The sequence below is a fragment of the Opitutia bacterium ISCC 52 genome (assembly GCA_014529675.2).
Taxonomy (GTDB): Bacteria; Verrucomicrobiota; Verrucomicrobiia; order Opitutales; family UBA2995; genus UBA2995.
The window spans coordinates 3,955,824-3,973,881 of the sequence record CP076040.1 but is presented as its reverse complement, the minus strand read 5'-3'; the positions used below and the strand labels follow the sequence as shown (position 1 = coordinate 3,973,881).

At 48.3% G+C, this 18,058-nt stretch carries 16 protein-coding genes; 9 read left to right on the top strand and 7 right to left on the bottom strand.

Translation table 11 applies throughout. The features are described 5' to 3' along the window. Nucleotides 1-56 precede the first annotated feature (56 nt). The 6 genes from GA003_16850 to GA003_16825 form a co-directional block, all read right to left on the bottom strand. A complete protein-coding gene (locus GA003_16850; protein QXD27663.1) occupies nt 57-1,355 on the bottom strand; it encodes a DNA photolyase family protein in 1,299 nt (432 codons plus the stop codon). Between the two features lies 1 nt (nt 1,356). Continuing rightward, a complete protein-coding gene (locus GA003_16845; protein QXD27662.1) occupies nt 1,357-1,815 on the bottom strand; it encodes a tryptophan-rich sensory protein in 459 nt (152 codons plus the stop codon). A gap of 136 nt (nt 1,816-1,951) precedes the next feature. Beyond that, nucleotides 1,952-3,631, bottom strand: a complete 1,680-nt coding sequence (locus GA003_16840; GenBank protein ID QXD27661.1) for a fasciclin domain-containing protein — start codon at nt 3,629-3,631, stop codon at nt 1,952-1,954. A 144-nt stretch (nt 3,632-3,775) separates the two neighbouring features. Beyond that, nucleotides 3,776-3,934, bottom strand: a complete 159-nt coding sequence (locus GA003_16835; protein ID QXD27660.1) for a hypothetical protein — start codon at nt 3,932-3,934, stop codon at nt 3,776-3,778. 11 nt (nt 3,935-3,945) lie between these two features. Further along, complete coding sequence (locus tag GA003_16830; GenBank protein ID QXD27659.1) at nt 3,946-4,353, bottom strand: hypothetical protein; 408 nt, start codon at nt 4,351-4,353, stop codon at nt 3,946-3,948. Between the two features lie 436 nt (nt 4,354-4,789). Further along, a complete protein-coding gene (locus GA003_16825; GenBank protein QXD27658.1) occupies nt 4,790-6,976 on the bottom strand; it encodes an alpha-glucosidase/alpha-galactosidase in 2,187 nt (728 codons plus the stop codon). 160 nt (nt 6,977-7,136) lie between these two features. Here GA003_16825 and GA003_16820 point away from each other — a divergent pair, with 160 nt between their 5' ends. From GA003_16820 to GA003_16800, 5 genes are all read left to right on the top strand, one after another. After that, on the top strand, nt 7,137-8,546 hold the full coding sequence (locus GA003_16820) for an arylsulfatase (GenBank protein ID QXD27657.1): 1,410 nt from the start codon (nt 7,137-7,139) through the stop codon (nt 8,544-8,546). A 410-nt stretch (nt 8,547-8,956) separates the two neighbouring features. Further along, the gene (locus tag GA003_16815; GenBank protein QXD27656.1) at nt 8,957-10,816 is read left to right on the top strand and encodes a sulfatase; all 1,860 of its coding nucleotides are present in this window, start codon (nt 8,957-8,959) and stop codon (nt 10,814-10,816) included. 38 nt (nt 10,817-10,854) lie between these two features. Further along, nucleotides 10,855-11,805, top strand: a complete 951-nt coding sequence (locus tag GA003_16810) for an ankyrin repeat domain-containing protein (protein ID QXD27655.1) — start codon at nt 10,855-10,857, stop codon at nt 11,803-11,805. A 15-nt stretch (nt 11,806-11,820) separates the two neighbouring features. Next, nucleotides 11,821-11,979 (top strand): hypothetical protein, encoded by a 159-nt coding sequence (locus GA003_16805; GenBank protein ID QXD27654.1) that lies wholly within the window; start codon nt 11,821-11,823, stop codon nt 11,977-11,979. Between the two features lie 49 nt (nt 11,980-12,028). After that, nucleotides 12,029-12,727, top strand: coding sequence for a hypothetical protein (locus tag GA003_16800; GenBank protein QXD27653.1), 699 nt, complete (start codon nt 12,029-12,031; stop codon nt 12,725-12,727). Nucleotides 12,728-12,736: 9 nt separating this feature from the next. On the opposite strand, the gene GA003_16795 is transcribed toward GA003_16800, so the two are convergent. Continuing rightward, nucleotides 12,737-14,152, bottom strand: a complete 1,416-nt coding sequence (locus GA003_16795; protein QXD27652.1) for a sulfatase-like hydrolase/transferase — start codon at nt 14,150-14,152, stop codon at nt 12,737-12,739. 122 nt (nt 14,153-14,274) lie between these two features. Here GA003_16795 and GA003_16790 point away from each other — a divergent pair, with 122 nt between their 5' ends. Genes GA003_16790 through GA003_16775 form a run of 4 tightly spaced genes read left to right on the top strand, consistent with a single transcriptional unit; the run spans nt 14,275 to nt 18,036 of the window. Continuing rightward, the gene (locus GA003_16790; protein QXD27651.1) at nt 14,275-15,138 is read left to right on the top strand and encodes a sugar phosphate isomerase/epimerase; all 864 of its coding nucleotides are present in this window, start codon (nt 14,275-14,277) and stop codon (nt 15,136-15,138) included. Continuing rightward, nucleotides 15,135-15,866: a glucosamine-6-phosphate deaminase gene (locus GA003_16785; GenBank protein QXD27650.1), complete on the top strand. Its 732-nt coding sequence runs from the start codon at nt 15,135-15,137 to the stop codon at nt 15,864-15,866. Before GA003_16790 ends, GA003_16785 begins: the two co-directional genes overlap by 4 nt. Then, a complete protein-coding gene (locus GA003_16780) occupies nt 15,863-16,777 on the top strand; it encodes an N-acetylglucosamine-6-phosphate deacetylase (GenBank protein QXD27649.1) in 915 nt (304 codons plus the stop codon). The genes GA003_16785 and GA003_16780 overlap by 4 nt, the downstream gene beginning before the upstream one ends. Next, nucleotides 16,774-18,036 (top strand): divalent metal cation transporter, encoded by a 1,263-nt coding sequence (locus GA003_16775; GenBank protein ID QXD27648.1) that lies wholly within the window; start codon nt 16,774-16,776, stop codon nt 18,034-18,036. The genes GA003_16780 and GA003_16775 overlap by 4 nt, the downstream gene beginning before the upstream one ends. The last annotated feature ends 22 nt before the right edge of the window (nt 18,037-18,058 follow it).

Genomic DNA, 18,058 nt, shown 5'->3' with positions numbered 1-18,058 from the left:
GTAGTAACGCTTTGTCTTTATGGGGTCGGCTATTTCGACTGTCGGCCCTTCGGTGGCTAGCGATCAATCGTGAAGCTATCCAATCCCTTCTTGTAGGTGACAATGGCCCGCTCTCGCGCAAATTTGTGATCTACAATCGGTTCAGGATAAGCAGGTGTTCCGTATTCGGGTAACCATCGCTTAATGTAATCGAAATGTGGATCAAATCTTTCCTGCTGGGCAGTGGGATTGAAAACGCGAAAGTAGGGAGCGGCATCGCAGCCGGTGCCCGCTGCCCACTGCCAGTTGCCGTTGTTGGATGCTAGTTCGTAATCCAGTAGCTTCTCCGCAAAATAGGCTTCTCCCCAGCACCAGTCTATAAGGAGGTGTTTACATAGAAAACTAGCGACCACCATTCTTACCCGGTTATGCATGAATCCGGTCTCGTTTAATTGTCTCATGCCCGCGTCTACGAGTGGATATCCCGTTTCACCTCGGCACCAGGCGTCAAATTCAGCGTCGTCATTACGCCATTCGATACCGTCATATTTGCTGCGAAAATTTCCACTTATTACATGGGGGAAATGAAAGAGTATTTGCGTGAAGAACTCTCGCCAAATCAGCTCCGATAAAAAGACCTCATGCTCTGGATGTATTTGCTTGATGATCTCACGGATGCTGACGGTGCCAAATCGTAAATGAGGTCCCAGTCGGGATGTGCTGTCTATTCCCGGAAGGTCACGTTCTGCGGCATAGGCCGAAACTTGGCTTAAGTCGTAGTCTGGTGTGTCTATGATAGGATCTGAAAATCCGATGGACTCAAGGGATGGGAATTGGGTTTCGTGTTGGAAGAATCCGTTCTCGTTTAAATGTGTTTCTACTTTCAGGTCCTGTGGCTGCAGCTTAGCCAGCCATTTTTTCTTATAGGGTGTAAAGACGGTATAGGGCTTGCCGTCATCCTTTGTGATTTCGCTTTCCTCAAATATCACCTGGTCCTTTTGTTCCAGCACCTCAACGTCGTTTTTCGTCAGCAAATCATGGATGCTGCGATCTCTATCTCGGGCGTAAGGCTCGTAGTCCTTATTCCAATACGCGGCTTTGATCTCATATCGCTTAAGAAGCGATTTCCATACTGTTTGCGGATCCCCTTGGAGGACAAGTAGTCCGCTGCCCATCGTTGTCAGCTTCTTGTGTATTCGCGCCAGTTCCTGGTGGATGAAGCTGATTCGAGGATCGTTTCGAGGAAGGTCCTCAAGAATGTTCTGATCGAAAATAAATATAGGTAGTAACGGTAATGTGCCAGATAAAGCACTTTGAATAGACCTGTTGTCTTCGAGTCTTAAATCTCTTCTGAACCAGTGGATGGCTAACTTCATTTTAATTGTATAGTACGATGTAGGCGTTCAGTGAAGTGGCTATTATTAGCCATAGGAAGTAGGGTAGTATGAATAGGCTCTTGATTCTTAGCCGCCGGAGGTAGCTGAATAAAAAGTAAGTAACTAAAAGAGTCAGTAGGCTGATTATGACCAGGCCTGATATGCTCTGATGATAGCGGAAGAATACCGGACTCCAGGCTGTGTTCAGGACCCATTGAGCGGTGTAAAGGAGTGCGAGATAGCGTGTATTGCTAGCAGCTGTCCATGCGTAGGACATGTAAAATGAAAAACACACCATGATGAGGGTCCACGCCGCGCCGAATGACCATCCAGGTGGTGTCCAGGGAGCTTTGTTTAGATCGAGGTACCAAGTCGAAGATGCCCCGTTTCCCATCGATAATCCTCCTATGGTCAGGGCGGCAAAGTTTAGAGTAAGGAACACGATGATTCTAAGTATCATGGTATGGTTAAGTACTGTGTTTTATTGGTTTAGACGAGCTTGCATGAGGGTCATCTGAATTTTGTATGTCTGTACAAAAACAAGCAGGGGCGCACCCCCATGCACCCCTGTCTCATTTGTCGAATCTCAAAGTTCTTTATTCCGTTGGTGGTAACAGAACTTTATCGATTATATGAACTACTCCATTCGAACCGAACAAGTCGGTTAATAATACGTTACTATCGTTAATTGTGACCCCACCGTCGACGGCGAGTGTTGCTTCATCACCGTTGCCCATGCCTACATTGCCTGCTGCAACATCGGCGGCATTAACCTGGGTTTCAACTACTACATGGTAGAGTAGGATATCCAGGAGGTCCTCATTGGATAAGCTTTCCAATGTGCCCTCGGGCAAAGCTGCAAAAGCATCGTCTGTGGGTGCGAAAAGGGTGAAAGGTCCGTCAGTGACCAAGGTGTCGGCTGCTCCAGTTGCTACAGCAGCTGTCAGCAGTGTGGAGAAGTTTCCTGCTCCAGATAGCGTGTCTACAATTGTTCCGCCTTCTGCTGGAGGCAGGATGACCTTGTCAATAAAGTGGACTACTCCGTTCGTGCCCAGGACATCGGTTTGGGTGACGTTGGCTCCTTGAATGATTACTCGTCCGTCCTCAGTTACCTGAATGATTGCTTCAGCTCCGTTTGCCATTTCGACTTTTGAGTTGTTTACGGCAGAGGAAGGAACCTCAGAGGTTACAACATGGTAGAGTAGAATGTTGAGCAAATCTTCATTGGATAGGCTTTCAAGTGTTCCTTCAGGGAGTGCTGCGAATGCCTCATCCGATGGTGCGAACAGTGTGAAGGGGCCATCTCCCGTCAGTGTGGCTGCGGCACCTGTGTCTATTGCGGCTTGAATCAATGTGCTGAAGTTTCCAGCTGCACTGATCGCGTCCACGATGTTTTCCTCTCCTGATGGAGGCAGGATAACTTTGTCGATTACGTGTATGATGCCGTTGGAGGCCATGAAATCAGTTTCAATAACATTGGCTCCTTGAATGATTACGCCTCCGGCGCCTGTCACTTGCACAATTGCATTTTCGCCATTCGCCATCATTACCTGACCATTGGTCACTGCTGATGCAGGTACCTCGCCTACCACAGCGTGGTAAAGGAGGATGTCTGCTAGTAGGTCAGGGTCGGCTAGTAGGCTGTTCAGTGTCTCAGTTGGAATCTTGGCAAACGCTGCATCTGTGGGTGCGAACAAGGTAAATGGCCCTTCACCTGATAGAATGCCAGCAACATCAGCACTTGGAAGTGCGGCTGTGATAGCAGCTAGCAGAGTGTTGAAGTCGTCGGCATCTACCAGGTTCCCTGGAATGTTGTTCAGGGTCATTTCAAAGGCTTCAGCCATTCCTACGCCACCTGATCCGGCTCTGTCTGCTAGGTGGAATGAGTATTCACCTGGCTCCAGCATTGCGATTGCGGCTGCGCCTTGGTCATTGACCGGTGGGATCTGGGTCGCGCTGATTGCAAACATCTGGCCTCCAGTTTTCCAATCGTCGTTGCCTGCTATAACTTCATTGGGGCCATCGGCCTCGTGTTTGAAAATGGAGATATTTGGATTCGCGATGGGATTGCTAACATTATCTGTCGGCCCTGTTCCTCTCAAATACATGGGCACCATTTCGCCCGGCATGCCGTCGACGACAGACCCGATAATGAAGGTTTCTTCTTCGGCACCCACGACGGCACGAGCGGACATATTGACGACATCTGCTGCATAAGAAGATACCCCCATCAGCAGGGTAATGATTGATATTCTAATTGTTGTTATTGATTTCATTGCTTTAAGTGGATTAAATTAGAATAGTTAAAATAAATATAAAATAGTTCATACTTGATTCAAAAAGCATAACAAGCCAGATATATCCAGTGCATAAGCAATTCATTAGTCATAAATTGTTCATAATATTATTCATCGTGAAAATCAAATCTCTCCACGGACCTTAAATCCTGAATTTATCTGGGCTGCCCTTTGAATGGCACTCAGGGCTCCGGAGTTATTGCCATTCCGGTCCGGGATCTTGGTGGTTCCGGTGGCAGGATTGGTGGTTGATGACAGTGCATCGGTGGCATTTCCGTTCATCGGGTAATGTTCTATGAAGTAGTCGTCCAGCGGGGGAAAATTTCCAGCATCACGCGTTGGTAACTGCCTTCACCTTCATCGGCCGATGAGTAACTGCCCCAGACGAAACGTTTCAGGGTAGACGATTGTCCCGTGAATTTGGCCAGCATTACCTCGTCGTTGACCAGGAATTCTGGTTGACCATTTCCGGCGGCTTTCCGCACCACGTAATCGTTAAAGGTGCGTCGTTTACCACTGAGGGAGATGGCATCAGCCACGGTTGGCTCCACTACGGGGTCCCCAATCGAATTGGAGCCAAAGGACAGCCCCCAGCGTCTGTTCCCATCGGCAAATTCGGTGTAGATCGATGCCCCGAGCCGATCGCTCTTCTCCGTCACCATGATTCGGCTGGTGTATTGCCAGCCATAGGTTTCAGCCAAATTGAACTCTTGGGCGGTTGGAACGATTTCGTAGCCGCGAGTGCTTCCCGATTCTGTCCCATAGTCACCCAGGGTCTAGGTGCCGACACCGGCGATTTTTTCCGAGCGTGTCCCCTGGTTATTCAGGCCCCCTGTGCTCGTCCATCGGGAGAGGAACGGTGAATTGTCCTCGTTGTGTAGAGCGATGATGATGGCCTCGGCTTTGAGACCGGATACACAAAGGGCGAGCGCAGTTATCAGGAGCCCTATCCTACGTTTTCTAAAGAGGCTCAACATCTTGCCTCCAAGGTGTCCATTTGGTTGTATTGAGGAGGTCAAATAATGTGGAAATGTGAGGGAAGGCATAAGAGACTCGCTATGCTGTTCCTGATCCGTGAGTCAATGAAGAGAGGGTGGATTTTTGTTTTTTGTGACTATGTTTTGACTCAAGATTATTCTAGGAGTTTGGAAAATAGATTTTGAAAAAATAGGGGAGATGACTCCGGCGGCCCGGTTGACCCGTGAGGCAAGTGGCACCACCGGAATGAGCGTCCCCAAGGGCATTTAACAAAATTCGTATTTCTATGAGTGCTTCCTCGCTATCCGCTTGCAGACTCAATTCAGCTAGAGGGAGGATGGCTTCAATTTTATAGCTAAGCGGACTCGTCTTTTGAGTAATGTGTCCGCATCCGAGAGCTTTGTCCAGGGTGTTGAAAAAACCGGCTGAAGATTCGTCGCCCTTTTTGCCAGGGAGGATGTTGATGGTTTTTATCTCAGATTGCTCATGGGCTGCTATGCGGAGTTCGATTGCAGATCCTGCCATAATACCTATGACACTGCTCTGAGCTGGTTGGATATCAGAGTCGTTGACGGTGATTTCCAGACACAGGTTTTCGTTATCGCGTGTTATCGTTCCGAATGCAGCGAGCTCACCGCCCAGTTGAAGCTCAAATTTAGATCTGCCCGATTCATCTTTATCCAATACATTTCTTGGACTCAACGAGACACCGCGACAGAGAAGATTTAGGGCGTCCGTTTTTGGATCGATCTCGATTGTTTGGTCGATCGTTGTCTCTAGGGAAACGGAGATGGGGAATAGGGCTTTTGAGTTCGGTTCAACACGGACTTCTATCGGTTTCACAACGACTCCATTGATTGAGGAGGTAAATTCGATCTGGGTATCCAGTGCTTCTGTTCCCGGGTTATCTATGTGTAGGTTAAGAACATTTTCGGAGCCTGCATTGAATGAGAATGCATCGCCGGAATCCAGAAACACGGTCGCTCGATCTCCCGTGCCTTTATAGGCACGTCCTGTGTTTTTAATCACCGGTGCGAATTTTCCCATGTATCCATCTTTCTGATGCGCTTCGATCAGCTCGTCACACATCGCCCAGATCTTATCGAGAGTGAGTGTGGCAGATGTGTGGGGATCTATCATAACCGCTTGGTAAATGTATTTGCGTTGCTTGGTCAACGCAGCTTCGACGGTGAGGTCTTGCACGTTGACATTCGTTCTGCAGATAGCAGCGAGTTGCGGTGGTAGCTTGCCAATCGATTCTGGGTGGAGTCCTTTGTCGTCCACTACAATCGGAACCTCGACGCAACATCCATCCGGGAGGTTGGTGATCAAGTCACGGTTGGGCACATTCCCATAGATAGTGGTCGGGTCGTTGGATTCCCGTGCATGAATGATATAGGCCCCGTATTCTTGGGACTGAGGAGCGACCTCGAAGTCCTTTCCTTCGACCTCTCCCAGCAGTTCTTTTTCTTCCTGCTTCCAGGTAGCGATGATGGCTTCACAGCGACGACGATATTCATCGATAGGGATGAGAAACTCGTCGATGACCTTTTCTCCATGGTGAATGAAATACGGCACGTACTCGCTTTGGTGTTCACTGGATTCGGTGACGAAGTATCCGAGGCGTCGCATCATTTCAAAGCGCACCTTGTCCTGGACTACGGCAGCAGGATCTTCCAGTGCCTTAAAAAGCAGAGGGTAGGCATCCTGTCCTTTGTAATTAAACTCCAGGAAGAAAGCCATGTGATTGATACCAGCCACTTTGTATGTGACGTCGTCGTAGTTCAGCCCGGTATAACTGGCCAGGGCCTGGGACGTGTGTTGAACTGAATGGCAGAGACCGACGTGCGGAATACCTGTAGCGCGGTCGAGCGCCCAGCAATTCATAGCCATGGGATTGCTGTAGTTCAGCAGGAGGCAATCCGGGTGAGCCACGTCAGCGATGTCACGGGAAATATCTAGAATCGGTGGAATGGTTCGCAGGGCTCGGAATACTCCACCGACGCCCAGTGTATCGCCGATCGTTTGAAGGAGGCCATATTTCGCGGGGATTTCAAAGTCGACGACTGTTGAGGGTTCGTATCCACCCATCTGGATGGTACAAATAACGTAATGTGCGCCGCGAATGGCATCCGTTCGGTCGGTGGTAGCAGTCACCCGTGCATCTACTTTTAGCACTTCGACCATCTTTTGTGTCATGATCTTTGCCACCTTCAATCGCTGGGCATTTAGATCCATCAAACAAATCTCTGAGTCTGACAGCTCAGGAAACTGAAGAATGTCACCGATTAGTTTTTTAGCAAAAACAACCGAACCGGCGCCAATAAGCGTGATCTTTCTTCTCATAATAATTAAAGCGGTATCCTTTTGAAAGGTATGCTGAAAGCCTACTTCTAATATTGCGGCTTGGGAAACAAGATTCTGTTGTGCTCACAAGGAATATTTTGAATGGTGCCAATTGATTTGCATACTCGAATGTAGTTTTATCAGTTGCACCCATCTTTTTATGCCATCGATGAATCGTATTATACTTACGCTTACCCTCCTGTTTTCTGTATTCTCCGCCCCAATCGTGTGGGGTGAATCCAAACCCAACATCATCTTCATCCTCGCTGATGATTTGGGATATGGGGATGTAGGCTATCAGGGACAAAAGCACATCCTGACACCTGAGATCGACCGTATGGCGAATGAGGGCATGGTATTCACTGATCATTATGCTGGAGCCACGGTCTGTATGCCTTCGCGTGGCACGTTGATGACTGGGTATCATACCGGACATGGAACGATTCGAGGAAATCCCACGTGGACCGTCAGTGGCAAAGCGGTCGATCTGACGCCTGAGGATCAAACCGTTGCGAAGGAGATGAAGCGCGCTGGTTATGCAACCGGCATAGTCGGGAAGTGGGGTCTCTCAGAATCTAACCTCGATGGCATGCCGACGCGGCAAGGGTTTGATTACTTCTTTGGCTACCGGACGCATGTCGATGCTCACCATCATTATTGGCCCTCTTTGTGGCGCAATGAATCAGTCATTCACATCGATGGTAATGATTATTTGAATACTGAAGGCAAATACGTTCATGACCTGGTGACCGAGGAGGCTTTGGGATATATCGAAAAGCATCAAAATGAATCTTTTTTTCTCTATGTTGCTTATGCATTGCCGCATTACGAACTCACGGTCCCACAGGACTCGAAGGACCCCTATGAGAAGCTAGGCTGGCCGGTAGAGCCTCGAAAAAAGGCTCACTATCGCGACGATGAAGACGGCAACGTTGCATACGCCGGGATGGTGTCAAGGATGGACCGCGACGTAGGTCGAATCCTGGACCATTTGGAAGAGCTGGGGCTTGAGAAGAATACCCTGGTCATCTTTACGAGTGATAATGGTCCGGTTTATGAGCGCAAAGATCGATTCTTTAACAGCAATGGACCTTTGCGTGGTGGAAAGCGTGATCTTTATGAGGGTGGTATCCGTGTGCCCTTTGTGGCTCGTTGGCCTGGGAAGATTGAAGCGGGAAGTAAGACGGACCATCCATCCGCATTTTGGGATTTTCTTCCCACTGCTTGTGAGCTTGCAGGAATAAGGCCCGCAGATAATTCCATTAATGGAATTTCCTATTTGCCTACCTTGCTCGGTCAAGGAGATCAGAAAGAGCATGAGGTGCTTTATTGGGAGTTCAACGAAGGTGAGGGCCCCATCCAGGCGGTTCGGGTTGGAAACTTCAAAGGCGTTAAATATATGGATAAGCCAATGGAGCTTTACGATTTGTCCAAGGACCTTTCAGAAAAAGAAAACGTGGCTGCTTCAAAATCAAAAGAGGCATCGCGCGTAGAAGCCATTCTTAAAAGCACCCGTACTCACAGCGCTGAATTCCCGCTTACTCGGCGAAAAAATCATGGGAAATTATAAGGGGTAATTACAGTTTCTTTATCCTGCTATCGATAGAGTCTGCGGTAGACGGATGGGTGCTTTAGCCTTTGACGGAAGTTTCCACGAGCCCGACTTCGTACCTGCTTTTCAGGGATTCAGGCAAAATGAGTAGTTCGAAAAGATCGCTCTACTCAAAGTCCAAGATGGGTGTTTTAGCCATTTAGTAGTTTATCCTGAAACTCTGTCTCGAGACGAGGGTCTTCCTGGAATGAGGGAAGTTGGGGAATCCAATTACCCCGTTTTTGTACTAAGAATATGATTTCAATGCCCGCCATGCAGCAAGACCGGGTTTGATTGATATAGCGCGGGTGGCATTGACTGGGTCAAAGGTATTGCCACTCCTCAAACCTTACTTAACTAATTGAGGGCAAAATTACTCGAATCATACTATGAAGCTTACCCTTCGAATCATCACTTCCCTTGCCTTATTTGGCTTATTGGCTCTTTCTGCGGCAGATCGCCCCAACATCGTTTGGCTGACCTCAGAAGATAATTCTGTTCACTATGTGAAGCTTTACGACGAAAATGGTGCCGCAATGCCGCACATTGAGAAGTTGGCTGAACATGGCTTGGTCTTTGAGCATGCTTTCTCAAATGCGCCGGTTTGTTCAGTTGCTCGGACGACCTTGCTAACGGGAGCTTATGGGCCACGTATCGGAGCTCAATTTCACCGTCGGTCCAAAATGGTGCCCATGCCTGACAAGGGTCGTATGTATCCCTGGTATCTCAAAGAGGCCGGTTATTATACCACCAACAATTCAAAGCAGGATTATAATGTCATCGATAAAGGGGGGTGGGATGAATCATCTGCCAAAGCCACTTGGCGCAACCGGAAACCAGGGCAACCGTTTTTCCATGTGCAGAATACAACGCTTACTCATGAGAGTAGCTTGCATTTTTTGGCCGAAGAGATGCGCACCGTCAAAAATAACACCCCATCTGACTCGGTTAAATTAGCTCCTTATTTTCCTGATACTCCGACCTTCCGGTATACGCATGCCCGTTACCTGGATAACCACAAAAAAGTCGACGACTACCACGGTGAATACATCGCAATGCTGGAGGAGGATGGTGTTCTCGATGACACTTTTATTTTTTACTACGGTGATCATGGGGGTGTGCTTCCTCGCGGAAAAGGATACGCCTATGAAAGTGGGCTTCACGTGCCGCTCGTTGTTTACGTACCCAAAAACTGGAAACACTTGGTCGATGCAAAGCTGGGCACACGGATCAAAGGGTTTGTTAGCTTTATAGACTTTGCTCCTACTTTGCTCAATTTGGTTGGAATAAATGTGCCTCCACATATGGACGGAGTTCCGTTCTTGGGCAAGGGTGTCGATTTTGATGAATTGAATGAACGAGATGAATCCTTTGGTTACGCAGACCGTATGGATGAGAAATACGATCCGGTTCGGACCCTGCGCAAAGGAAAGTACACTTACCAGCGGAACTACCAGCCCTTCAACTTTGATGGGTTATGGAATCAGTATCGCTACCGTATGCTGGCATACATGGAGTGGTGGGAATTGTATCAGGCAGGTGAATTGAATGATATTCAGAGCCAATTCTTCCAGCCTCGAGCTGCGGAGGCACTTTACGACGTGGAAGTAGATCCGCATGAAGTTAACAATCTCGCGGATGACCCCGAGTATGCGGTCGTTTTAAAAAGCATGCGTGAACGCCTGACCAACAAGGTAAAGTCGATCAACGATCTGAGCATGTTTCCTGAAAGTGTTTTGTGGGAAGAAGCCTTTGATAGCCCTGTCGAATTCGGGAGAAAGAACAGCGAGAGAATCTCGGGCTTGGTGGATATTGCTGATCTGAGTTTGCGTTCGTTTGATGAAGCGAAGGCCGGAATTGAAAAGGCATTGAATGCGAGTGATCCTTGGGGCCGTTATTGGGGATTGATTGTGTGCAGTTCCTTTTATGAGGAAGCCGCCAGTTTCACAGATAAAGCGAAGATGATGGCTTCCAATGATTCAGAAAACTTGGTGCGGGTCCGCGCAGCTGAGTTTCTCGGGTTGATAGGAGCTGAGGATCCTTCACCGGTTATCATTGAAGTCCTCTCCAAAGCGAACAACGAGGTGGAAGCGTTTCTAACTCTGAATTCAGTAGTGCTTCTGAAGGATCTTAAAGGCTATGAATTTGAAATTGATCCTGAGATATTTCCAGCTGAATGGCGTAAGGAAGAGCGCTCCGATGTGAATCGTCGCCTGGGCTATTTACTTCCAGGATATGGCAATGAATAAGACCGACGCCCTCGGGTGTTTTGACAGTGATCGCTCAAATGATATCTGACAGCCGTTCCGGGGGATTGCTGAATATTCTTTTGATCCTCATGGGAGCTCTTGTATGCCTTGCCAGTTTCGGATGGTTTCTCCTTCAGGTAAAAAAGCCCAAGTTTGAAAAGGGATTGTATGAGGTAGTAAAGGTCGATGATCTGGAGTTATTTCAATACTACGAACGATTGGTAGCTGATTGGAAAAACCAGGCCGAGGGATTCGAAGAGGAGACCATGGTCACTTGGGTCGCGAAGCAGGGGGCCGTTAACATTTTTACTCATCTGCTCAAGCAGGGTTATGACATCGAGTTTGTAGATCGGCTTGGCCAGACGCCCATCTTTATAGCTGCTCAGAAAGGACACGATGCTCTCGCTTGCGCTCTATTGGATGCCGGAGCTAACCCTATCCGCGATTACAATTATCGGGATCCGGAAAGTGAGGACTGGATTGTTCTGAGAGATCAGCATGTCATTCACCTTGCCGCAGAATCTGGCGTGGTTGCTTTGTGCGAAAAACTGGTCTCGTCAGGAACACCTGTGGATATTGAAAACCCCGTCGGATTGACTCCTCTTTGTTACGCGGCGGTTCAAGGGCATGTCGAATTGGTTAGCCGGCTATTAGAACTGGGGGCAGATGCCGACCACCCTTCTTCTCCGCTTAATTTCGCCATCATTAGAAACCACTTCGACGTAGCCGAACAGCTATTGGAGCAGGGAGCTAATCCCAACAGTCTAGGAGACAAATTCCACAAGCTCCTATCTTTAGCCAAAGCCAATGGCGCGGGTTTCTATGCTCGCTATGAGTCTCTTGGATTTACCAAACTCTGGATGAAGCACCCCTTAACCATGTCTATTGAAACGGGGGATATTTCCTTTGTAGAGCTGTTGCTCCGCCATGGTGCAAACGTCCACTACGCGACTGAGCGTGGTAATACAGCCCTCCATCTTGCGGCCTAACGAGAGCAGAAGGAGATGATTGAACTCCTGCTTAATAAGGGTGCCGAGACTGAAGTCTTTAATGAACGAGACCTCACTCCCTATGGTGTCGCCTTTGCACGAAACCGTGACGACTTGGGTGTGCTTATTCGAGAGTTTTTGGATGTAAATCAAATAGATTTTTCGAAGGAATAAGTCAGTCGCCGGTTGAATAGACTAGGACCACTCATTAACTCCGCACATATTGAAACGCATTCAGACAGTCGAAACGGTTGAGGAAGCTCACTTGCTGATTTCGATGCTTGAGTCCTTCGGCATCCCCTGTGAGCTCACCAATGATTATATAATCGCGGTAGATCCGCTGATATCCAATGCCGTTCATGGCATCGATATTCTGGTTGATGAGGAACATGTTGTAGATGCCATTGGTATCATAGGGGCATTGGAGGAGGACAAAGGGGATAAGCATTGCCCCCATTGTGATTCAACCAGAATTCGCTACCTGCGGCTGAGCTGGTGGAACCTCATCATGTTTTTTGGATTCATTATGATCCTTCCCATTGGTAGAAAACGGATGTACTGCCAGGATTGCTTGAAGAAATTTGATGAAACTGACACTGAAGTCACTGGAGAGGAAGATGAGCTTACGAAAGAAGCTTTGAGCCATCCATTTGAGGACAAAGATATAAAACCACTTCCGGCTTATCTATTGCCTATCCTTGTAGTGGCTGTGTTGGGTGTCGCGTTCGGGATTTATGATGAAAATTTTGATCGTATCCTTCCCTCGGGTTTATTCATCGTCCTCGTTCTTCTTGGAGGCGTTGGCTTCTTCCTGTATTCGGTCCTGGAACCTAGTGCCAATGGATGCAAGGACGAAGAGAAAAATGATAGTGATGAATTAGGACCTATTCTTGAACCTGTGAATGTGTCCTATTTTGAATAGATCTCTAATCTATTTCCCGATCGGCTTTTTCGGAGTGTTCTGCACGGGTAGGTCCCAGTGCTCACCTTCGGTAACAATCTCCTTATGAACCTTTATCATCTGGGCCTTCATCTTTTCAAATTGCTTCTTATGTTTCTCTTTGACGTCGGTCGTTTGATCCAAGTCATCCTTCAGGTTAAACAGTTGAAAGTCACTTAGCTCTGCCGACTTGATAATGGGAAGATCTTCCTTGGAAATCGCGTGAGTCTTTCTTCGCATACTGTCCGTAGTATTGGAAATCAGTGTCCAGTCCCCTTGGCGAAAAGACATCGAAGGATTCACCCGATAGAAAAACCAAAATAGCGGGTATTCCCTGTCTATCAATTCGCCCTCTGTAAGGTGATTACTAATACTGAGCCCATCTAGATGTCGACCCTTGGGAAGTGAAACTCCGGCCAAGTCGCAGAAGGTGGGTAGTAGATCCACAAATCCGATCGTGTCGTGAGATACTGAGCCGGCTTTTATTTTCCCTGGCCAACGGAAAATTCCTGGGACTCGGTGACCACCTTCCCAGACATTGGACTTAAAACCGCGTAAGCCCTCATTCGAAAATGTGTTCAACCCCCCGTTATCGGACGTGCAGAAAACTACGGTATCTTCATCCAATTCCAAATGCTCCAGGGTCTCCAAGATTCTTCCAACGGCCCTGTCGGCGTTTGCTACATTGGCGAGGTATTCGGCTTCACGGCGATTGATGTCCGGATGACGTGTCTCATATTCGCTCACCAGGTCGGGGGGAGATGCAATTCTAACATGCGGTTCATGGAACCAGACGGTAGTGAAGAAGGGCCGTTTCTCTTTTTCCGATACGTGGGCCCTTAACCATCCAATCGCCTCGTCTGCAACAATGTCGCAGGAGTAGCCCTTGATCATTCCTAGTTCGATTCCGTTCCGGACAAAGTTTTCAGGATTTAAGTGGCTAGGCTCTGCATTGTTATCGGTTCCCAGGTAATAATCGTAGCCGTGATCTTCTGGCTGGGCTTGGTCGGAATTAAGTTTACTGACATGCCATTTCCCAAAATGGCCCGTCGCATAACCAGCATCTTGCAGTAAGTTGGCGATTGTCACCTCCTCGGCTTGGAGATGCATAGGCGTACCCGGGTTTAGGTAATTGAAAATCCCGGCTCTAATAGGGCTACGGCCCGTTAGCATGCCTATACGCGATGGTGAACAATTGGGAGCCGGAGCATGACAGTCGGTAAAGCGCATTCCTTCATCCGCTAGACTATCCATATGGGGCGTTTGGATACGGCTTCCGTAGGAACTAAGGTCCGTCCAGCCTGCATCATCCAACATAAGGATGAGGAAGTTAGGTCTGTCCTCACCGTAGAGAGATGAGTTCAGCAGGGTAACAAGAAGGGTAATGAGTAGAATACGGATTTTCATAGAGCTGATTTAAGGAGATATTCGGATCTTATTGGTGGCAACATTCAATAGCTTCTTCCACTCTTTTGCATACAGTACGGAATTCCTGTTGATGCTAGCGAAAATCTAGTCTTAATAAGACCATGCCATTTCAATTGACCGGTTTTACCGACGAAGCAGAAAAATCTCTCCCCAATCAAATAGCTACACTCAAGGAGGTAGGTTGGTCCGCCATTGAGCTACGCCTGATTGATGGCGCCAATGTGTGCGATCAATCTGAGGACGAGTGGAAACATACTTTTGAAACACTCCAGGAATCAGGTATCCAAGTCGTTGGATTTGGCGGTCAGATTGGAAACTGGTCACGAGCCATCAATACGGATTTTCAGCTCGATGTGGCCGAACTTAGACGGGTCGCTCCGAGAATACGGGAAGCCAATTGCAAGTTCCTCAGGATCATGTCGTACCCAAATTCAGGGCACACGCCTCTGAGTCGTGCTTCCTGGAGACAGGAAACCATTCGGCGACTGAGTGAGCTTTCCAAAATCGCTGAAGGGGAAGGGGTCATTCTTGGGCACGAAAACTGTGCCGGCTATGGCGAAACAGCTGCTGGATTCCTTGAATTGGTCAACGTGATCGATAGTCCTGCATTTCAACTGATCTTTGATACAGGCAACAATAGCCTCCATGAAAATAATACGGAGGTCACTTGGGATTATTACCGAGCCTGCTGGGAGCACGTGACTCATGTGCATATCAAGGCGGCAAAACCAGGTCCTGAGGGCGATAAGTACGTGGCCTGTTATATAGACGAGGATGACGTCCAGGAAAAGATTTTGCAGGATTTGGAAGACACGCATTACGAAGGTTGGCTATCTATCGAACCGCATATGATGGCGGCCGTCCATGCCGGGCAGGATATCGATGACTCCGGCGAGGCTCGGAAACTGTGGGTGGAGTATGCCAAGCGATTAGAAAAAATGGTGTCGCGCGTGACCGCTAAATGAAGACACGAGTCTTCGGTTCAAAAGAGGAAATGGGAGCGGCAGCAGTTGCTTCAGGTGCTCAGCGGCTTCATGAAGCGCTGTCCGAATCCAATTCTGCTGCCTTAATAGTGGCTACAGGTGCATCTCAATTTGAAATGCTCGAACAACTGCGCCTCCTCCATTTGGATTGGACCTCCATAACCGGTTTTCACCTCGACGAGTATATAGGATTGTCTATCGAGCAGCCGGCCTCTTTTCGAAAGTATTTAAAAGAACGTTTTGTGGATCTTCTGCCCTGTCCCTTGAAGGAGTTTCATTACCTCGATGGAGAAACAGACCCTGAAGATGAGTGCCAGAGAGTAGGGGAGATGTTATCAAAGACTTCGATTGATGTAGCGTTCGTCGGAATTGGAGAGAATGGACATTTGGCCTTCAATGATCCTCCCGCGGACTTTGAAACAACCGAGCCCTATCTACTGGTTGAATTAAACGAGGCTTGTCGCAATCAACAATTGGGGGAAGGCTGGTTCCCTGATTTTGATTCAGTCCCGAAACAGGCGATTTCCATGTCGGTGCAACAAATCATGAAAAGCCGTACGATCATTTGCACCGTTCCTGATGAGCGGAAAGCAGAAGCGGTCAGAGCTGCGATCCAAGGTCCGGTTTCTCCAGATGTTCCGGCTTCTATTTTGCAAACACATCCGGATTGTCATATGTTTCTGGATACTCCTTCTGCATCATTGCTGTGAACCCTTTTGATATACAAGTGAATGGTTATGCCGGGACTGACTTTTGTTCACCCGGGCTGTCAGTGGAAGATCTTCATTCTGCTTGCGTGGCGCTCGAGACCGATGGGTTTGATTCTATTTTGGCGACTATCATAACCGATAGCCTTGATCGATTGCTGCTGAAAGTGGCAAACCTGGTCCATCTACGTGAAAAGGATCCGCTTGCTCAGAAAATGATCGCTGGCATTCACGTGGAAGGACCGTTCTTGAATCCTGCCCCTGGGTATATTGGAGCTCACGATGCTGAGTATGTGAAACTGGCTAACGTGGACGATGCCAAACGCATGCTGGACGTAGGAAAAGGATTGGTTCGCCTGGTGACCTTGGCTCCTGAGATGGATCCGTATTTCGAAACCACACGTTTCCTCAAGGGTGAAGGAATTGTGGTTTCCGCCGGCCACTGCAATCCTAGCTTGGAGCAACTCAAAGGAGCGATCGATAATGGACTGAGTATGGTCACGCATCTCGGTAATGGTTGTCCGGTTGAGTTGCCTCGTCACGACAATGTGGTTCAACGTTTTCTCCACTTTCGAGAACAGTTGTGGATCTGTTTCATTCCTGATGGCCACCACATCAACTTTTATAGTTTGAAGAATTATTTGGATTTAGTGGGTGTGGAACGAGCGATCATGGTGACAGACGCTATCAGTGCCGCGCGTCTCGGACCGGGGCTGCATCGACTCTCTGGTTTCGAGGTTGAGGTGGATGATGAAGGTGTCGCTCGTCGACCTGGCTCGGCCAATCTGGCAGGATCAACGCTTACCATGGCGCGGCTTCGAAGGAATTTAAGAGAACAACTCGGGTTGAGTGATGCTGATATTCAGCAACTCATTGATACAAACCCACGCAAGGCATTAGGTTTAAACACATGAAACGCTTACTTCAATCCATCGGTCCTGCCCTTATTGTCGCTGCTGTTGTCTTGGGCCCCGGCTCTATTCTGACTAGCTCTAAAGTGGGAGCCAGTTTTGGATTGGTGGGAGTACCGATCATCATTGGTGCTGCGATCCTAATGATTGCCATGGTGGCTTTGTCTGCCCGTCTAGGTGTGGTCTATGAAAGCAGTTTGTGCGATGAACTGGCAGCTCGTCTCGGCCGCGGCGTAACGATTTTGATTGGGCTCATCCTATTCACTCTGGTTGCGCTGTTTCAGTCTTCCAACAATATCGCCATAATTGGTGGATTAGAACCATTGATCACAGAAGAGACCCTTTCTTCATCCGCTCGGGTCGTGGTCCTGATCGCTTTCAATGCGGTCATCCTTGGAATCCTTTATCGAATGCGAGATCTCTATCGCTTCATTGAAAAGTTGATGAAGTTTCTCATCGCTTTCATGTGTGCGGCCTTTGTGGTGAATTTCTTGCTCGTGCTTTTTAATCCACCCGACTTCGAACCCGTCCGCCCAACTGGCAGTCCTGACCTGATTCCACTGTTGGGTATGATCGGAACGACTTTCTCAGTCGGAGGTGCATTTTACCAAGCCTACCTGGTAAAAGAACGTGGCTGGGGAATGGGAGATGTCCGCAAAGGCATGTTGGATTCCATGGTGAGTATATCAGTGCTGGGTATTATCACCGTGATCATCCTCTTAACGGCTTGGCGCACTTTTTATGGAATGCCTGGCGGAGTCACCCTAGCATCGGTGGGCGATGTCGCTCGTCAGTTAGAACCACTGTTTGGTTCGGGTGCACGTTACATTTTTGCCGGTGGAATTTTGGCAGGTGCATTGAGCTCCTTCCTGGTTAATGCCATGATAGGGGGTACCGTTATGTCAGACGCTTTGGGTAAAGGTTCTCGTTTGAATGACCGTTGGCCAGTCCACTTAACTGCTTTGGCATTGTTGGTTGGGATGATGGTTGCGATTGCTTCTCTTGTCCAAGAGGGCAGCACGGTTTTACTTATAACGTTCGCTCAGGCCCTGACTGTTTTGGGCATTCCAGCGTTGGCGGCTGCCTTAATCTATCTGGGCACTCGAAAAGAACTGAGTGGTGATCGGAAAACTCCCAAACCGATTCTAATTCTAGCAACTATCGGGTTGATTGTGTCTCTTGTTCTTGCAGGGCTTACGGCAAGTAAAGTGTATGCAAAGATGAACTCGCCTGAGCTTGCTGAAGTAGCACAGACATCTTAGCCTGTGTGTTTTCATGACGAAC

Excerpts from the sequence above, each read along its gene's own strand:
- GA003_16850 (QXD27663.1), bottom strand. The coding sequence starts at position 1,355 with ATGAAGTTAGCCATCCACTGGTTCAGAAGAGATTTAAGACTCGAAGAC.
- GA003_16845 (QXD27662.1), bottom strand. The coding sequence starts at position 1,815 with ATGATACTTAGAATCATCGTGTTCCTTACTCTAAACTTTGCCGCCCTG.
- GA003_16840 (QXD27661.1), bottom strand. The coding sequence starts at position 3,631 with ATGAAATCAATAACAACAATTAGAATATCAATCATTACCCTGCTGATG.
- GA003_16835 (QXD27660.1), bottom strand. The coding sequence starts at position 3,934 with ATGAACGGAAATGCCACCGATGCACTGTCATCAACCACCAATCCTGCC.
- GA003_16825 (QXD27658.1), bottom strand. The coding sequence starts at position 6,976 with ATGAGAAGAAAGATCACGCTTATTGGCGCCGGTTCGGTTGTTTTTGCT.
- GA003_16820 (QXD27657.1), top strand. The coding sequence starts at position 7,137 with ATGCCATCGATGAATCGTATTATACTTACGCTTACCCTCCTGTTTTCT.
- GA003_16815 (QXD27656.1), top strand. The coding sequence starts at position 8,957 with ATGAAGCTTACCCTTCGAATCATCACTTCCCTTGCCTTATTTGGCTTA.
- GA003_16810 (QXD27655.1), top strand. The coding sequence starts at position 10,855 with ATGATATCTGACAGCCGTTCCGGGGGATTGCTGAATATTCTTTTGATC.
- GA003_16805 (QXD27654.1), top strand. The coding sequence starts at position 11,821 with ATGATTGAACTCCTGCTTAATAAGGGTGCCGAGACTGAAGTCTTTAAT.
- GA003_16795 (QXD27652.1), bottom strand. The coding sequence starts at position 14,152 with ATGAAAATCCGTATTCTACTCATTACCCTTCTTGTTACCCTGCTGAAC.
- GA003_16790 (QXD27651.1), top strand. The coding sequence starts at position 14,275 with ATGCCATTTCAATTGACCGGTTTTACCGACGAAGCAGAAAAATCTCTC.
- GA003_16785 (QXD27650.1), top strand. The coding sequence starts at position 15,135 with ATGAAGACACGAGTCTTCGGTTCAAAAGAGGAAATGGGAGCGGCAGCA.
- GA003_16775 (QXD27648.1), top strand. The coding sequence starts at position 16,774 with ATGAAACGCTTACTTCAATCCATCGGTCCTGCCCTTATTGTCGCTGCT.